This is a genomic window from Ruegeria hyattellae (genome assembly GCF_041537925.1).
Taxonomy (GTDB): Bacteria; Pseudomonadota; Alphaproteobacteria; order Rhodobacterales; family Rhodobacteraceae; genus Ruegeria_C.
On sequence record NZ_JBGOSH010000002.1, the window covers coordinates 732,314 to 747,650 of the forward strand.

The 15,337-nt window shown below is 56.4% G+C and carries 15 protein-coding genes; 5 read left to right on the top strand and 10 right to left on the bottom strand.

Translation table 11 applies throughout. The features are described from left to right. Nucleotides 1-78 precede the first annotated feature (78 nt). The 8 genes from AB1E33_RS07285 to AB1E33_RS07320 all read right to left on the bottom strand — a co-directional run bounded on the left by AB1E33_RS07285 (nucleotide 79) and on the right by AB1E33_RS07320 (nucleotide 7,858). Complete coding sequence (locus tag AB1E33_RS07285) at nucleotides 79-1,050, bottom strand: ester cyclase (RefSeq protein WP_372576585.1); 972 nt, start codon at nucleotides 1,048-1,050, stop codon at nucleotides 79-81. Next, nucleotides 1,047-2,063, bottom strand: a complete 1,017-nt coding sequence (locus AB1E33_RS07290) for a LacI family DNA-binding transcriptional regulator (RefSeq protein ID WP_372576635.1) — start codon at nucleotides 2,061-2,063, stop codon at nucleotides 1,047-1,049. Before AB1E33_RS07290 ends, AB1E33_RS07285 begins: the two co-directional genes overlap by 4 nt. Further along, nucleotides 2,060-2,824: an SDR family NAD(P)-dependent oxidoreductase gene (locus tag AB1E33_RS07295; RefSeq protein WP_372576586.1), complete on the bottom strand. Its 765-nt coding sequence runs from the start codon at nucleotides 2,822-2,824 to the stop codon at nucleotides 2,060-2,062. The genes AB1E33_RS07290 and AB1E33_RS07295 overlap by 4 nt, the downstream gene beginning before the upstream one ends. Next, on the bottom strand, nucleotides 2,824-3,876 hold the full coding sequence (locus AB1E33_RS07300) for an ester cyclase (protein ID WP_372576587.1): 1,053 nt from the start codon (nucleotides 3,874-3,876) through the stop codon (nucleotides 2,824-2,826). Before AB1E33_RS07300 ends, AB1E33_RS07295 begins: the two co-directional genes overlap by 1 nt. Nucleotides 3,877-3,882: 6 nt before the next feature. Beyond that, nucleotides 3,883-5,211 carry a histidinol dehydrogenase gene (gene hisD / locus AB1E33_RS07305; protein WP_372576588.1) on the bottom strand — a complete coding sequence of 443 codons (1,329 nt, stop codon included), beginning with the start codon at nucleotides 5,209-5,211 and terminating at the stop codon, nucleotides 3,883-3,885. Nucleotides 5,212-5,220: 9 nt separating this feature from the next. Further along, nucleotides 5,221-6,168, bottom strand: coding sequence for an ester cyclase (locus tag AB1E33_RS07310; protein ID WP_372576589.1), 948 nt, complete (start codon nucleotides 6,166-6,168; stop codon nucleotides 5,221-5,223). Further along, the gene (locus AB1E33_RS07315; protein WP_372576590.1) at nucleotides 6,168-6,704 is read right to left on the bottom strand and encodes an ester cyclase; all 537 of its coding nucleotides are present in this window, start codon (nucleotides 6,702-6,704) and stop codon (nucleotides 6,168-6,170) included. Before AB1E33_RS07315 ends, AB1E33_RS07310 begins: the two co-directional genes overlap by 1 nt. Before the next feature lie 107 nt (nucleotides 6,705-6,811). Continuing rightward, the gene (locus AB1E33_RS07320) at nucleotides 6,812-7,858 is read right to left on the bottom strand and encodes an ABC transporter ATP-binding protein (RefSeq protein WP_372576591.1); all 1,047 of its coding nucleotides are present in this window, start codon (nucleotides 7,856-7,858) and stop codon (nucleotides 6,812-6,814) included. 284 nt (nucleotides 7,859-8,142) lie between these two features. Between AB1E33_RS07320 and AB1E33_RS07325 the strand changes: the two genes are divergently transcribed. From AB1E33_RS07325 to AB1E33_RS07345, 5 genes are all read left to right on the top strand, one after another. Next, nucleotides 8,143-9,375, top strand: a complete 1,233-nt coding sequence (locus AB1E33_RS07325; protein ID WP_372576592.1) for an ABC transporter substrate-binding protein — start codon at nucleotides 8,143-8,145, stop codon at nucleotides 9,373-9,375. A 77-nt stretch (nucleotides 9,376-9,452) separates the two neighbouring features. Continuing rightward, a complete protein-coding gene (locus AB1E33_RS07330) occupies nucleotides 9,453-10,484 on the top strand; it encodes a carbohydrate ABC transporter permease (RefSeq protein ID WP_372576593.1) in 1,032 nt (343 codons plus the stop codon). 2 nt (nucleotides 10,485-10,486) lie between these two features. Next, entirely contained in the window at nucleotides 10,487-11,371 is an 885-nt protein-coding gene (locus AB1E33_RS07335) for a carbohydrate ABC transporter permease (protein WP_372576594.1), read from the top strand. 47 nt (nucleotides 11,372-11,418) lie between these two features. Next, entirely contained in the window at nucleotides 11,419-12,555 is a 1,137-nt protein-coding gene (locus AB1E33_RS07340) for a nuclear transport factor 2 family protein (protein ID WP_372576595.1), read from the top strand. Between the two features lie 60 nt (nucleotides 12,556-12,615). After that, nucleotides 12,616-13,608 (top strand): nuclear transport factor 2 family protein, encoded by a 993-nt coding sequence (locus tag AB1E33_RS07345; protein ID WP_372576596.1) that lies wholly within the window; start codon nucleotides 12,616-12,618, stop codon nucleotides 13,606-13,608. A 261-nt stretch (nucleotides 13,609-13,869) separates the two neighbouring features. On the opposite strand, the gene AB1E33_RS07350 is transcribed toward AB1E33_RS07345, so the two are convergent. Together AB1E33_RS07350 and AB1E33_RS07355 are read right to left on the bottom strand one after the other, a co-directional pair. Continuing rightward, on the bottom strand, nucleotides 13,870-14,214 hold the full coding sequence (locus tag AB1E33_RS07350; protein WP_372576597.1) for a transposase: 345 nt from the start codon (nucleotides 14,212-14,214) through the stop codon (nucleotides 13,870-13,872). Nucleotides 14,215-14,252: 38 nt separating this feature from the next. Beyond that, a complete protein-coding gene (locus AB1E33_RS07355; protein WP_372576598.1) occupies nucleotides 14,253-15,320 on the bottom strand; it encodes a helix-turn-helix transcriptional regulator in 1,068 nt (355 codons plus the stop codon). Nucleotides 15,321-15,337: the final 17 nt, after the last annotated feature.

The following is a 15,337-nucleotide window of genomic DNA, read 5'->3' on the forward strand; positions in this document are numbered from 1 at the left end:
TGCGCGCAGCGAGGCGCGATGCGTATGATACCGCCGCGTCGCCTGACTGGCATCCAGATATGACACCTTGCGGGTCACTCATACTTCTCCGGATTGCAGCAGAATCTGCTTCCAGATGGCCACCTCGTCATATAGCGAGAATTCCCGGCGCAGCCCCCAGGGGCCAAATTCGGCGTGGCTCATCCCCATGACATGCACTTTCGCGCCGGTTGGACGACCGAAGGTGCCCCAACCGTCATGGGTTCCGTCCAGAGACCAGCGGATTGCAGCACGCGGGGACATCATGCCGCCGTCCATGCCGATCTGGTGGTGGACATTGAACGTCGCATTCGGAAAAGATGACCGCAGACCGACCCAGAACCGGCTGACTGCCTCGCGCCCGATCGCCTGTTTCGCGCCAGCATACTCGCCAATCACTGCGCGATCATAATCCGCAAGGATATGATGAAAATCTTTGTTCATGATCCGGGTGAGCGTTTCGGAAAACCGCGCGCCCCATTCATTGTCATTGCCGGTGCCGTGATAGTCGCCATCGACATCGATTTCGGGCGTGAAGGGACGCCCGGCCTTTTCCGGGCCACCCTCTGCACCAATCAGGTCTCGGGCATAGCTCTCTGGTTCAAATCCCAACTGGCGTACAAGGCCGCCGTAGTCGCGAACCAGCCACTCGTCATAAATCGTTTCGCCTCTGGCGGCACAATCAGCGATGACGCGCACTATCCATTTTTTGCCGCTGGCCTTGCCAAACTGACCATCCTGCAAATGTGTGGCCGTCGTAAGCAGCCGGTGAGAGGACAAAGCCCCATGTTCTTCGGACTGAGACCAGATAATGTCTTCGCCATAAAGCTGCCGGTCGGGAAATTCATGGCAAGTTGCCATGGTCGCCGCGATGACGCCCTGATTGCCGCGGCTGACACCCATCGGGGTGCGCACAGGGATGTCGGCTGCGTAATAGCGGTTAAGCGTTTCGGTCCCCCGGTTCTCCCAGATCTCTTTGGTAATCCCGAGGATATAGTCAGGGAAGTCTTTCCACTTCTCGGCATAGGTCATGTGCTGAAGCCCTTTGGTTTTCTGGCCGAGCCCCTGATCTTGAGAGGGCCAGGTATCTGAATGCGCTCAGAGGCCGCGCCCTGTTCGATCCGGGCAAGCAGAATTTCTACGGTGGCGGTGACCATTTTGTTGATTGGTTGGCGAATGGTTGTCAGGTCATAGGCGGGCCAAGCCGAGATCGGGACATCGTCATAGCCTACTATACTGACATCCTCGGGAACGGACAGGCCAAGTTCGAAACGTAGGCAGTCCATCACTGCAAAGGCCATGTGGTCGTTTCCCACAAAAAGCGCGTCTGGCCGGTCCGAGGCCCCGCATAGTTTCCGAGTAATCGTCGCAGCGTCGTCCTGACTGTACCTGCCATCCTCTATCGCGACGGGTTCGATCCCGTGATCTTTGAGCCCGTCTACAAAACCGCGCATGCGATCAAGCCCGGTCGAGGAGCCTTGCCAGCCCGAAATATGTCCGATTTTCCGATGGCCGCCAGAGGCAAGAAAATGTGCAACCGTGCGCCCGCCTTCGATATTGTTCGAGGTTACCTGCGCCAGAGTGCCGCTTTCCTGCCCCCGATTGAACATCACCACGGGAATGCCCGCATTGTCGCAGCGCTTGGCTATGTCGTTGGACATGTCGACAGAGGCCGTAATGATCCCATCCACCTGATAGGACATAAGTTCTTCGACGATCTGGCCGACATTGTCGTCATTTTGGGCCATGAAGAGCAGAATGTGATAGCCACGCTCCTTCAATGCGCGGTCAAGATATTCCAGCGCCATCGGATAGAACTGGTTTTCCAGATAGGCCACAACCACTCCGATCACCCGGCTCTTGCCGGTGATCATTGCACGCGCCAGCGTGTTGGGACGATAGCCCAGTTCTTCGGCGGCCTTGGTCACCTTATCGCGGGTGGCCGCTGAGGCCGACGCGCCTGGCGTAAACACCCGGCTGACCGCCGACTGGCTCACACCCGCGCGGCGGGCAACATCGAAGGATGTGACTTTGTCCGCCATCAGTCCGCCGTCCATCCCCCATCGACCAGCAAGGCTGTGCCGGTGACAAGGTTTGCGGCGTCCGAGGCAAGGTAAACCGCAGCACCTGTGATATCGCTCAGTTCGCCCACACGCCCCAGCTTGATCTTCTCTTCAATCCAGGCGCGGCGTTCTGGAATGGCCAAGGTCTGCTCGGCCAGAGGCGTCCGGATGAAGGTCGGGGCAATCGTGTTGACGCGGATGCCGAGCGGCCCCCATTCAATCGCCATCGACTTGGTGAATCCCTCGACCGCATGCTTGGTCCCGCAATAAACCGCCCGGTCTATACCGCCGACCTGACTCATCTGGCTGGTGATGTTGACCAGGCTGCCTGGCTTTCCTGCTGTGATCAGGCCGCGCGCAACGGCGCGCGTCAGAAAGTAGGCCCCCTTGAAGTTGAGATCGCTCACGGCGTCGAAATTAACCTCTGTGGTTTCCAGCGCTGGGGAATGTCGCGCCATACCAGCAGAGTTGATCAGGATGTCGAACGGATCGCAGGCATCCACCGCAGCCTCGGTCGCAGCAACGTCCGCAACATTCATTGCTAGACTCCGAGCCGCCCAGCCCTTTGCCGCAAAAGCTTCGGCAATGTCGTTCAGTTTGTCCTCGGAACGTGCGGTCAGTGTAACCTCGGCCCCGTGGCTGGCCAACGCTGTCGCGCAAGCCAGGCCAATCCCCGAGGATGCCCCGGCGACAAGGGCGCGCTTGCCGTCAAGGCGGAAAGATGGAGCAGGAGGCAGGTTCATCAGGGATCTCCAACGGGATAGGGCACACGTCCCGGGACACGGGCCTTGTTGAATTCGCGCAGTCTGGCGAAGACGTCCACCCCCAACTGCCGGTAGGCGTCCAGAAGATCAACCATCACCCAATTCTCTCGAATTCGGCCCTGCACAACGCGCCAGAAATCCAGACTGCGCATTGAGATCCGCTTGTTCGACGGAGCGATACCCATCCAGCCATCATGCGTGACGGTTTGGATCATGTCGGGCCAGCCGGTAACCGCCACATAAGGCCCGTCGCCAAAAAAATGATAGGTGATTTCATCCAGATATTGCCCCCTGTCGGGCATGCCCGACAAGAATGGGATCTGATGCCAATTGCGGAACCCGCGAATGCCCCGGCAAGTGCCGATACCCGCTGGCCCGTACCAGTTCATGTTCTCGTGCCAGAACCGCGACATCTCCATGACTTCGGGCCCGCCCTGCGATGGATGCCGCTTCATATGGGTAAGCATATCCACGATCAGATCGCGGCTTGCATCGCTTTGGACCTCGTCGCGCGGCTGGCGTGAAAGGCCATCACTGGACGCCGGACCCGGGACGAAAATCTCGACCCCGAGAGATGGCGCCATCGGCCACGCGCCGACCTGCATCATGACCTCGGGTAGATCCCAGATCATCTGCATCTCAACAATCTTGCCGTCCACGATCCGGTAATACTCATGGAAACGCATATGCGCGAGGTGCCCGGACGGAGGAACATCCAGCAGCGGGCCTGCAAATGCGCCAACGTAATGCCCACCGCACCCGACCCAGTCGCCGCCATGTTCGTCCTGTCCGGCCACAACCAGCCAGTCGCGTCGTTCCGCGTCCGGCCACGCAGCGCGCAGCGGAGTCAGTACGTTCTGAAAAAACGCCTTGGGGCCAATCTGATCCCCAAAGGGGTGGCAGCAATGGAACACCGCGTCAGGGGCGCAAAGCGACCCGAACAGGCGCAAAAGCGCTGTCTCGTCCCAGTCGTAAAGCGCAGCACGCAGCGGCGTCAGCAATTTGCGATTGGCGTCGTGAGGCGTTGACATGCTGCGTTACTCGACGGTCTCAGCCGGCACCGCGCGTTCGCCATAGGGGATATTGCGGCCACCATAGCGCCGCACGCGAATGTTGCACTGCTCGGCATGGCCCACAAAACCCTCAAGCATGCAAAGGCGCGACCCGTATTCGCCGATAAGCGCTGCGGCTTCATCCGTCGTCACTTTCTGGTAGCTGTGTGTCTTCAGAAATTTCCCAACCCAAAGACCGCCGGTATAGCGGCCGGCCTTTTTGGTCGGCAGCGTGTGATTGGTACCAATGACCTTGTCGCCATTGGCAACGTTGGTGCGCGGGCCCAGGAACAGCGCGCCGTAGGAGTGCATGTTCTCAAGATACCAATCGTCACGGTCGGTCATGATCTGCACGTGTTCATAGGCCATCTCATTGGCTATTTCGAGCATCTCTTCATGGGTGTCACACAGGATCACGTCACCGTAATCCTCCCATGACGCTGCTGCGGTTTCGCGCGTGGGAAGGATGTTGAGCAGCCTGTCGATTTCAGACAAAGTGCCTTCGGCGAGGCGGTGCGAGTTGGTGATCAGACAGGCAGGCGAGTTGTACCCATGCTCGGCCTGACCCACCAGATCTGTTGCACACATCTCGGCATCCACGGTGTCATCGGCGATGACCATCGTCTCGGTCGGACCCGCGAACAGGTCAATACCCACGCGGCCAAACAGCTGCCGCTTGGCTTCTGCCACGAAGGCGTTGCCGGGCCCGACGATCATGTGAACGGGGTCGATGGTTTCGGTCCCGATCGCCATTGCGCCAACGGCCTGAATGCCGCCCAAAGCATAGATCTCATGGGCGCCGCCCAAATGCATCGCAGCAACAATCGCGGGATGTGGAGCGCCGTCCATCGGGGGCGCCGACGCGATGATCCGAGGCACGCCTGCGACCTGCGCGGTCAGCACCGACATATGGGCCGATGCCACCATCGGAAACTTGCCACCGGGCACGTAACAGCCAACCGACTGCACTGGTATGTTCTTATGGCCCAGAAGGACGCCGGGCATTGTTTCGGTCTCGATATCCGTCATCGAGGCGCGCTGCGCTTCGGCGAAGCGGCGGATCTGCGACTGGGCGAACTTGATGTCTGCCATATCGCGGGTCGAGACCTTTTGCATAGCGGCTTCAATCTCGGACGCATCGAGGCGAAACGATGCCGGGCTGTAGCCGTCGAATTTCTCGCTCAAGTCGCGGACCGCCGTGTCACCTCGGATTTCGATATCTGCAAGGGTCGCCTCGACAACCTTGCGCACCTTTGCGTCGTCTTCAGCGCGCGCCTCGGCAGTTTTGTTGGTCTTGAGGTACTGGATCGACATGTTCGTCTCCTAATTGGCAGGATGCGCGTTTCGATCGGCTGGGATGGCGTTTTCCCAACCCATGCCGCGAAAGACATCACCACCCAATTGCTTAACAATACTCGCAAAATCGACGCGCACGATGTTCTCGGCGATTTTCGTGTCTTCGATGCGCCAGAAGTCGATGTAGGGGATACGGATGGTCTGACCGGTGGCCGGGATGCCCATGAAGTCGGTTTCCAGGGTCGCGTGGCACGCCCCGAAACAGGCGGCCCAATCCCCGTCCTGCATGAAGTGCTCGGTTCGGAAATCCCGATTGCCGAAGAAGTCGCGGAACGGCAAATACCAACCCCCCTCGAATTCTTGCAAACCGTGTTTTAGCCCACAGCCATAATTGGCGTCCCAGACGAAGTCGTCGTGAAAATACTCCGATACGTCAACATCCGAGCGTTGCAACGCGGCCTCCATTGCGTGAACGACATCCAGTGGCTCGGCAGAAGCGCCCTGCCCCTGCTTGCCACGCCATAACCGAGGTGTGGGCGGATCGAGACGGTCCCAACCCTGGCCTTCGAAGACGTCCCAACCGAGCTGGGCTGCGACCGAGGCCAAATCCACATTGACCTTGTTATGGGCAATGCGCCCATCGCGGACTTGCCAGAAGTCGATGTAGGGAACACGAAGCGGCCGGCCGGTGGAGGCGATCCCCATGAATTCTCCCGCATGGGTCGCATGGCAGGTGCCGATGCAGGCTGCCCAGTCGCCATCCTCAAGCCAGAGCTTTGTGTCGAAGCGACAGTCGCCAAAGGCGGCATGGAAGGGCCGCCGCCAATTTTCTTCGAAATCCGGCAGGCTGGTCTTGCGGCCACAGCCTTCATTGCCGTCCCATATGAAGTCCGCGTGGAACCAGGGCGACAAGTCTGGCTCGGACCGCCCCAATGCCCGCTCCATGTCCTGCACCAGATCGAGAACCGCGCCCATCACGCGACCTCCTGCGGCATGGGCGGCGTGGCCTCGCCGCGATCAAACGCTTCCCAACCCTGGCCGTTGAACACGTCATGGCCGAGCTGTGACAGCACATGCGGGAAATCGACCATGACCCAATTGTCGGCGATCTTGCCGTCGACCACTTTCCAGAAGTCCATATATCTGATTTCGATGCGTTTTCCGGTGGGGGCCAGCCCCATGAATTCGCCGGAATGGGTGACCTCTTGACGGCCAAAAGCGGCGGCCCATTCGCCCATGTAAAGCCGCGCCTCATCCACGCAAACCTTGTCGGAAAACGCCGCTTGGAACGGGCGTTGCCAATTGTCCTGAAACTCTTTCAGTCCCGTCTTGGTGCCGCAACCAAAATTGCCCATCCACCGGAATCCCTCGGCAAAAAAGTCGCCGATGTCGTCGATGCGGTGATCGTTCAGACCGTCCACCATGGTTTCGATGACCTTGCGCGTATCTTCGGTTCTGCCGAGATCTGTATCGCGGCTCAGCACGGCCTGCTCCGGTCGGGACCCTTTCATGCCGTTTCCTCCATGCCTACATAAACAGTTGATGCTCTGCGTGGTCAGCACAGTGCCTCGCCATCAAAAAAGTCGGGCGCATTCGTCGACCATATCGCCGCAATGAGTCATCCCAGACGTTCGCCGGTCTTGGCGTCAAAGAGATGGCAGATCTCGGGAGGGATATTTACCGCGGTGTGGTCGCCAATTTCAGCCCGGTAGTCTTTGGCCGCCCGGATTGAGGCTATGGTTCCGCCCATTTTCAACGTGGCAATTGTGGCATCGCCAAGCAACTCAAGCGAATAAAGCGGGGCCGAAGATGCTCCATCAGGATCAAGCTCGGCGTCTTCCGCTCGAAAACCGAGGGTGATTTCACCTTCATGCCTTGTTGCAAGCCCGCTGATCGAGACGTTCTGGCCAGTGAATGTGCCACCCGAAATCTCGCCTTCCAGAAGGTTCATGGCAGGGCTGCCGATAAAGCTGGCAACAAAGGTATTGGCGGGGGTGTCATAGATGTCGGTCGGGGTACCGACTTGCTGCACCACACCTTTGCTCATTACCACCACACGATCCGCGAGCGTCATTGCTTCGATCTGGTCGTGGGTCACGTAAATCGTGGTCACCTGCAACTCGTGGCTGAGGTTCTTGATCTGGTGTCGCGTCGACACACGCAGCTTGGCATCCAGATTCGACAACGGCTCGTCCATCAGGAACACGTTGGGTTCCCGCACAATGGCGCGGGCGAGTGCAACGCGTTGCCGCTGACCGCCCGACAATTCGGCGGGGCGGCGATGCATGAAGTCGGTCAACTCAACCATCTCTGCCGCACGTCTGACACGTTCGTCATGAGTAGATGGATCGGATTTGCGCACCTTCAGCGGAAAGCGGATGTTCTCGTAGACGTCCAGATTGGGGTAAAGCGCATAACTCTGGAACACCATCGCTACGTCCCGGTCCTTTGGGTCCAAATCATTGACCACCTGGCCGTCGATGGTGATTTCACCTTCGGTGACGTCTTCCAAACCTGCGATCATGCGCATGGTCGTGGTCTTGCCGCAGCCTGACGGACCCAGCAGGACCAGAAACTCTTTATCGGCGATCGTCAGGTCGAAATTCTGGACCCCGACAAACGATCCCCAACGCTTGGAAATGTTCTTCAGTTCAATCTCGGCCATCCGAGTCCCACCTTTTGCATGCGTTCCCAATAAAACTGTCAGTGAATGCAAAATTTGGCAAGAAGAAAATGCTCATTGCAATCGAGGGCAGCCAAGCGGGGCGAACTGGGGGGGCCTAGTTTCCATAAATATATGGGCGCAGGTCCCTCTTTTAGGATTTTCTTGTCATGATGAGAAAATTCAGCATAATGATGACTGCGAATGCATAAAAAGTCAAAAACGGCGATTCTCATGACTGTGCAGGCAGACGCCTGCGTAACAGGGTCCAACCGGAGGAAACCAATATGTCTCTAATAAAATGTTTTGCGACCGGGGCGGTTGCGGCGCTTATGGCTACTGCGGCCTATGCCGAGTGCGAAATAAGCAGCGGTAATGTTAACGTTCTAGCGAACGACTTTCCGGCGCTAAAGGCGATCACGGAAACTGCCGCCGAATGTGCAAGTGGTGGCGCAACTGTATCGGCCAACCATAACAAGGATTTCCGCAACATCACCGTTCAGGCGCTGACACCAAATCCGGCTGAATACACCTCCGTTATCGTCGCGAATTCCTCCATTGTTCCGTTGCTGAACGAAGGACTGCTGCGCCCGCTTGACGATCTGGTTGCCAAGCACGGTCAAAGCATTCCTAAAAACCAGCTGATCACCATTGATGGAAAGATCATGGCGATCGCCTTCATGGCCAATGCCCAACATCTGTTCCTCCGTCAGGACATTCTGGACCAGATCGGGAAGCCAGCGCCTGCGACCTGGGAAGAGGTTGCCGAAACCGCCCAGGCGATCAAAGACGCGGGCATCATGGATCACCCCTTCGCGTTCCTCAGCATGTCTGACTGGAACCTAGGCGAGGAATTCGTGAACATGTATCTCGGGCATGGCGGCGAATTCTTCAAACCGGGTACGGCTGAACCCGCGATAAACAACGAGTTGGGCGTCGCCACTCTGAATATGATGAAGGAGTTGGTGGCGCTCTCCAACCCGGACTTCCTGACCTACAACACAGCGACCGTCGTGCCGATCTGGAAATCGGGCGATTTGGCGATCGCGCAACTTTGGGGGTCAAGCGGCGGTGAACTCTTGAGCGGTGAAGGCGCAGAAGAGGGCGTGGCCGAAAACACTGTTCTTGTCGGCGCCCCGACGGTTGCAGGGGGTTCCACACCCGCATCTTCGCTTTGGTGGGATGGTTTCACCATCGCAAAGAACATCTCGGATGAGGATGCCGAGGCGACCTTTCTGGCAATGTTGCATGGCATTTCGGACAAGATGGTCGAGGCAAACAACGATGCCGCAGTCTGGTTGATGGAATCCTACACTCCGGGACCGGCGGCAGCAGGCGTTGCGCAGACGGCCGGAGCGGGGGCAGAGCCTTATCCGATGTTGCCTTATATGGGGCTGTTGCATCAGGCTGTCTTTGAGGAATTGCCCGATTTCCTGCAAGGCAATGAAAGCGCAGAGAAGACTCTTGCAGACATCGAGGCCGCATATGTCGCCGCGGCGCAAGAGGCCGGTTACCTCTAAAGGTCAACTCCGGGGTCGCCCACACGCCGCCCCGGAGAATTCCACCCAGATCGCTAAGCTGACGTAGGAATTGGGCAATGAAACACCGCACTTTCTTCTGGTTTATCCTGCCGTCCCTGGCTGCGATGATCTTTTTCATTGCGCTGCCCATCGTGTCAGTTGCCTTGCAGTCGCTGTTCGTGGAACACGAGCAGATCATGGTCGAAGTTGAAAACTGCGGGCCGTTCAAGTGTGAAACGGTGTTGCAGGTCGATACCGAGGCCACCGCAGCCCTGCAGGAAGAAGCGCCTCTGGGCCGGTTCAACGGATTGGGGACATATACGAACCGTAAACACCTTGCGTTTGAGCAGGTCGGTGTCACCTGGAACGAAACCGAGAGTATTGGCGAGTTCCTGTCCGAGTTGCTGAATCTACCATTCTACAAAGCGCTTATCTTCACCCTGACATTTACCTTTGTCGTTACGCCCTTCGTGATCGTGTTAGGTCTCGGTGTTGCGCTTGCCGTAAATACGGTGCCGCGCTTGCTGAAAGGGCCGACAATCTTCGTATCACTTCTGCCGATGATCGTAACACCGCTGATCGGCGCACTGATCCTGTTTTGGATGGTTGATGCAGACGGAATCATTGGCGCGACTTTGCAAAGAATATTCAACGATCCCAACCTGTCGCTTAAAGCGTCAACACCGCTGACATGGATCATGTTGATCGTATACGGCATCTGGAGTTCAACCCCATTTAGCTTCATTGTTTTTTATGCAGGGCTGCAGACCGTCCCGTCCGAGACGCTTGAGGCTGCAAAGATCGACGGCGCCTCGCGATGGCAGGCCATTCGTTATGTGGTAGTGCCTTACATGATGCCGCTGGTGGTGTTCATCACCTTGATGCAGCTGATGGATAACTTCCGGGTGCTCGAACCCATCATCAGCTTCCAAGCTTCGGCAAAAGCAACATCGCTGTCTTCGATCATCTATAACGACCTACGCGGCGGCGACATCCCACAATTCGGATCCGCCGGAGCTACGTCGATCCTGACGATTATCGGGATTTCAATCCTGCTGACTCCGGTGCTGATCCGTACCTGGCGCGATTTTAACCGGAAGAGGGCCTGATCATGTCAACATCCGTCGCAAACAGACGCTCCAAGGGGTTGATCTGGTTTACCACCAGCTTTGTGTTCCTTTGGGTATTGATCGCTGCCGGGCCATTCTTTTGGACGGTTTGGGGCTCATTCAAGGTTCAGCCTGATTTCTTCTCAAAGTCGGACTGGACCAATGCGCTCTATGGCGTCGCGACGAAAGCCGAAACCGGCAGTGCCTTTACAAATGCCGGATACTACGGCGCTTGGGTTGAGCAGGAATTCTGGAGGAACTCTATAAACACAGCAATCGTGGTGTTCTTTACGGTCATCATTTCGCTGACCTTGGGTACATTGGGCGGCTACGCTCTTGCGCGGTCAGGGTATCGTTACGCATTCTGGTTGTTGATGCTGGCGCTAGTGTTCCGCGCGATGCCGCATATCACACTTGTCTCGGGCTATTTGCTACCGTTCTTTGAGTGGAACATTTGGGGCAAACTGGGAACGACAATCATCGTAATGGTCGCAATAAATCAACCCTTTACACTTTGGATGCTGCACTCGTTTTTCCTGAATATCCCAAAAGACATGGATGAAAGCGCCATGGTCGATGGCTGCACACGATTTCAGGCCTTTCGGCACGTAATCATTCCGGTGATGTGGCCGGGTGTGATTACCACGGGGCTGTTCAGCTTCCTGCTGGCCTATAATGACTTTACCATCGGTGCGGTGCTTCTGAATTCGGAAAACCAGACAATGGTTCCAAAAATTGCCAGCTTCCTCGGTACCGTGCGCGAAACCGGCGACGTCATGTTCGCGGTCGGTGCAGCAGTAAGCGCGCTGATCCCGCTGTTCTTCCTTGTGCTTTTCTTCCAGCGCCAGATTGTCAGCGGACTGACCGCCGGTGCGGTAAAAGGGTAACAGCGAGCCGAGTTGATTTGACCCCCTCGTTCTGAACAGGAGAAAAAATGTTACGCGACTATGGATCGGCGCAACCGCTTGAGCGCCGACATATGCCCACGCGCTTTGATGTGTCATTGCGCAGCTATACGAACAACCGCACCATTCGCATTCCCGATGACTTCGGACCGAAGCAAAGCCTTCGCGGGTTTGACCCCGAATACAACAATATTGTCGATTATATCGTCCGCATTACCCACCGCATCTGGGAAACCGATGCGCGCGAGGTCGACTATATCAAGGCCTGCTATGCTCCGACGTCTCTGATCTACGACGACTATGGACTACAGACGGGTAGCACGAAGATCATTGCCGATACCCATCATACAACCGGCGCCTTTCCAGATATCATCCTGTATGCAGAAGAGGTGATCTGGGCCGGGGATGACACAGTTGGCTTTCACACCTCACACCTCACACGGATCATCGGGACCAACACCGGTGACAGCCGCTATGGGTCGGCAACCGGCAAGAAGCTCAGCGTCATGGTTATTGCCAATTGCGTGGCGCTGGAGAATGACATCTTCCTCGAACATGTGCTCTACAACACTTCGGCCATGTTGCAACAGCTTGGCATTGACCTGTGGGACGAGGCCGACCGGCTTGCGGCCGATCCGCCTCCGGGATGGCCGCGCAGCCCGCAAATCTGGGACGACCTGCGTCAGTCCGCCGCCCCCGCGCAGCTGATCTCTCTTGCTGAACCGGTCGATGGCTTCGACCCCGATGCCTTTGCGCGGGAATTGCATGACAATATCTGGAACGGCGATATGAGCATGGTCGATGCTAACTATGTCCCCGACCTGCCCTTTGAAGGAACGACCGAACGCCGGTTCACCGGCAGCGCTGCCTACAAGGACTATATCAACAGCCTGCGCCGCGCCTTTCTCGACCTCTCGCTTCAGGTAGATGAAGTGTATTGGATGGGCAATGACGACGACGGATGGCTGGTCTCGACCCGTTGGAGCGCCGAGGCCACGCATTGCGGTGACACCGAAGTATATCGCGCCGCAAGCGGCGCGTCCTGTCAAATCTGGGGCATCACTCAATGGCGCGTCAAGGATGGGCGGGTTGAGCAGGAATGGCAGCTCTTCAACGAATTGGATCTGATGATGCAGATCGCCAGGGCGCGCCGGGAGACAGTCTGAAACACACCACGCTCCGGCGGACGCAACCGGCGGCATAATCTGAAACGTGAAAGAATATACATGTCGGATTTACAATCTGCAAAGAACCTCGTGCGGGCTTACTTTGAGGCGCTCAACGACGATCCAGTGGCCGCGGCCAAGCACTATTTCGCCCCGGATGCCATCTGGCGCGGCTATCATCCGTTTCATGAAATCCAAGACCCGGTCGAGGTAGCTGAACGGTTCTGGAAACCACTGCAGAGCGGGCTACGCAGAATGCAGCGCCGGCTGGATATCTTCATGGCGGGCAACAACCAACTTGAGGCGGGTGGTGTTTGGGTTGCTTCGATGGGCCACCTGATGGGCCTGTTCGACGCACCTTGGCTGAACATCCCCCACACCAACAAAATTGCCATGCTGCGTTATGCGGAATTTCATCGTGTAGAAGGAGACAAGATCACAGATACGGCAATGTTCTTCGATATTCCGCATCTAATGGCTCAGGCAGGACTTAAGCTGTTTCCCTCGCAGACAGGTGCGCAATTGGTGCAACCCGGCCCGATGACTCATACGGGCGTCATGTTCGATGCTCAAGATTCTGAAGAGGGGCGTAAAACACTCGCCGCGATCGAGTTCATGATCGATGACATCCGTGACTGGAAAGGCCGTGAGGAACTAGGTCTGGAAGAAGAACTGCCTCGCAGCTGGAATGACGACATGATCTGGTGGGGGCCCACCGGAATAGGTGCGACCTATACGATCGAACGATACATCAAGCAGCATTCAGGACCCTTCCGCGATGGACTGGCTGACCGAACTTTCAACGGCCACATCGCGCGCATTGCCGAAGGTGAATTCGGTGGATTTTTTGGCTGGCCAAACCTGACCCTTAGACCATCAGGGGGATTTATGGGTATGCCTGCCACTGACAGACTCAGTGACATGCGGGTGATCGATATGTATCGGCGTTCCGGCGACAAGCTAACGGAAAACTGGATATTTATCGATCTACTGCATTTCTGGAACCAACAAGGTGTAGATCTGCTTTCACGCGTTCCGCATTTGCGCAGCTAAGAGGGGTACGGACGAATTGGACAGGCAGTGATGGAATGGACAACCCGTGATCTCTCATCTGATGTCCGTGTCGCAGGGATCAGGATTGAGACGGAATTGCCCCATACCCCTCTGTTTCAGGAGACTCGCTCATTTGCCGCACGACCGGGAGCTGTCATGCGGTTGAGCGCTTGTGAGGCAATTTGCGCTTCAGCTATTTGATTGTCGAATTCACCCGCTTGCAAGCGATCGCATGAAGGCCTGAGTTTGCCTAAGCGGAAATCAAAATACGACCCGCAGATTGAGGCACATCTCGATTGCAAAATCGGAGTATCGCGCCTGACCACCGCGAGTCTTGCGGCGTGGCGATGTCCAATTCTTAGCCACGTCATCTGAAACCCAAACCGTCAAATCACCACATTGCCAAAAGCTCTCGATGTACTTTGCTCCATTCGTTACCCGATACTGGCTTTTTTCAAACTTGTCCCGGCGGTCATCGTTGAATTTTGTGGAACATCGACGGCCGCTTGCGTCACTGAAACCGCCGGGAATACTTTGTGCAACCGGTCTCTGCAACACGGTCCCGCGGAATGTCTCCTTTGGTCCGAGGTCACCGATGTTTGACATGGGAACGGATATTAACGCTGAACTGGACCATTTTAAGTTCAGCGTTTTTTGATCGTTGTCGGTGAATTCTTCTTCGATTTACTTTGAGTCCGATACTCGATTGGTGATTGCCCGTAGACCCGCTGGAACTCACGATAAAAATTTGATCGCGCCAGGAACCCAGATTTAGCTGCGATTTTTGCAACACTTGTATCAGTGTCTGCAAGCAATTGTGCTGCATGTGTCAATCGAAACCTGTTCACATATTGCGACATGTTGGTTCCCTGAGTTTTGTTGATGGCAGACGACACGTTGCGGGCCGGAAGGCTCAGGCGTTTGGCAAGTCGCTGGACAGTAATATCAGGGTCCAGATAAAGCTGCTGCTCATCCATCAATCTCTGTAGCCGAGCCGTGATTTCGATGTCTTCGGTGTTGGCTTCTGGCACTGTCGTTGTCACAAAGTGCTCCTTGGAGAACATCAACGGGAGCGTGACTAACGCCACAAGAAGAAGCAGGATCAAGGGAACTGTACCATAAGAGATTAGCTTTGAGGCATTGGCTCCCTCATTGATCGCAAAGTCGAATGCGATCGCGCTGTCCAAAACCAGTAAGAAAATGAGAAATCCAATGCCGCGTAGAAGCCAGTTGGAGAGGCCACGGGTTGCATCAACCCGCGCATCACTCAATGCGTCGGGGCCCTTTCGCCAAAGCATATAGAGCGCAAAGCTATAGAACAGATAGCTGCCACTGATAACCCAATCCAGATTTCTCAGATCTGTGGCAAAGAGCAGAAACAACCCGATCAAAAAGAAAGGCGCGCCCAGATGCAGTAGAATGTTTCTAGCAATAGCTCGCTTGTCGACGGCCATAGAGGCGAAGCCCAGGTACATTAGCGGGCCGAGGAACAAGGGTAGCGTGCGTTGTAGCGGGATCAATTTCTCGACTCCATACCCAAATCGCAAACCGACCAACAGAGACGAGACCGCACCCAAGCCAAAAAAGGCCGAGAACAATATGCTGGCGCGCCGAAGACCCAGATTCGACCGCCAAGCCAGAAGGGCAAGCACACCGCAAAGCAACGCAGTCGCCAGTGGCAAAGGGAAACTGATCAACCCGGGGCTGTCCATTTGTCCTCTTTTTTTCG

Coding starts and splice junctions, on each gene's coding strand:
- AB1E33_RS07315 (WP_372576590.1), bottom strand. CDS start 6,704: ATGAAAGGGTCCCGACCGGAGCAGGCCGTGCTGAGCCGCGATACAGAT.
- AB1E33_RS07325 (WP_372576592.1), top strand. CDS start 8,143: ATGTCTCTAATAAAATGTTTTGCGACCGGGGCGGTTGCGGCGCTTATG.
- AB1E33_RS07350 (WP_372576597.1), bottom strand. CDS start 14,214: ATGTCAAACATCGGTGACCTCGGACCAAAGGAGACATTCCGCGGGACC.
- AB1E33_RS07295 (WP_372576586.1), bottom strand. CDS start 2,824: ATGAACCTGCCTCCTGCTCCATCTTTCCGCCTTGACGGCAAGCGCGCC.
- AB1E33_RS07340 (WP_372576595.1), top strand. CDS start 11,419: ATGTTACGCGACTATGGATCGGCGCAACCGCTTGAGCGCCGACATATG.
- hisD (WP_372576588.1), bottom strand. CDS start 5,211: ATGTCGATCCAGTACCTCAAGACCAACAAAACTGCCGAGGCGCGCGCT.
- AB1E33_RS07285 (WP_372576585.1), bottom strand. CDS start 1,050: ATGACCTATGCCGAGAAGTGGAAAGACTTCCCTGACTATATCCTCGGG.
- AB1E33_RS07345 (WP_372576596.1), top strand. CDS start 12,616: ATGTCGGATTTACAATCTGCAAAGAACCTCGTGCGGGCTTACTTTGAG.
- AB1E33_RS07335 (WP_372576594.1), top strand. CDS start 10,487: ATGTCAACATCCGTCGCAAACAGACGCTCCAAGGGGTTGATCTGGTTT.
- AB1E33_RS07355 (WP_372576598.1), bottom strand. CDS start 15,320: ATGGACAGCCCCGGGTTGATCAGTTTCCCTTTGCCACTGGCGACTGCG.
- AB1E33_RS07330 (WP_372576593.1), top strand. CDS start 9,453: ATGAAACACCGCACTTTCTTCTGGTTTATCCTGCCGTCCCTGGCTGCG.
- AB1E33_RS07300 (WP_372576587.1), bottom strand. CDS start 3,876: ATGTCAACGCCTCACGACGCCAATCGCAAATTGCTGACGCCGCTGCGT.
- AB1E33_RS07310 (WP_372576589.1), bottom strand. CDS start 6,168: ATGGGCGCGGTTCTCGATCTGGTGCAGGACATGGAGCGGGCATTGGGG.
- AB1E33_RS07320 (WP_372576591.1), bottom strand. CDS start 7,858: ATGGCCGAGATTGAACTGAAGAACATTTCCAAGCGTTGGGGATCGTTT.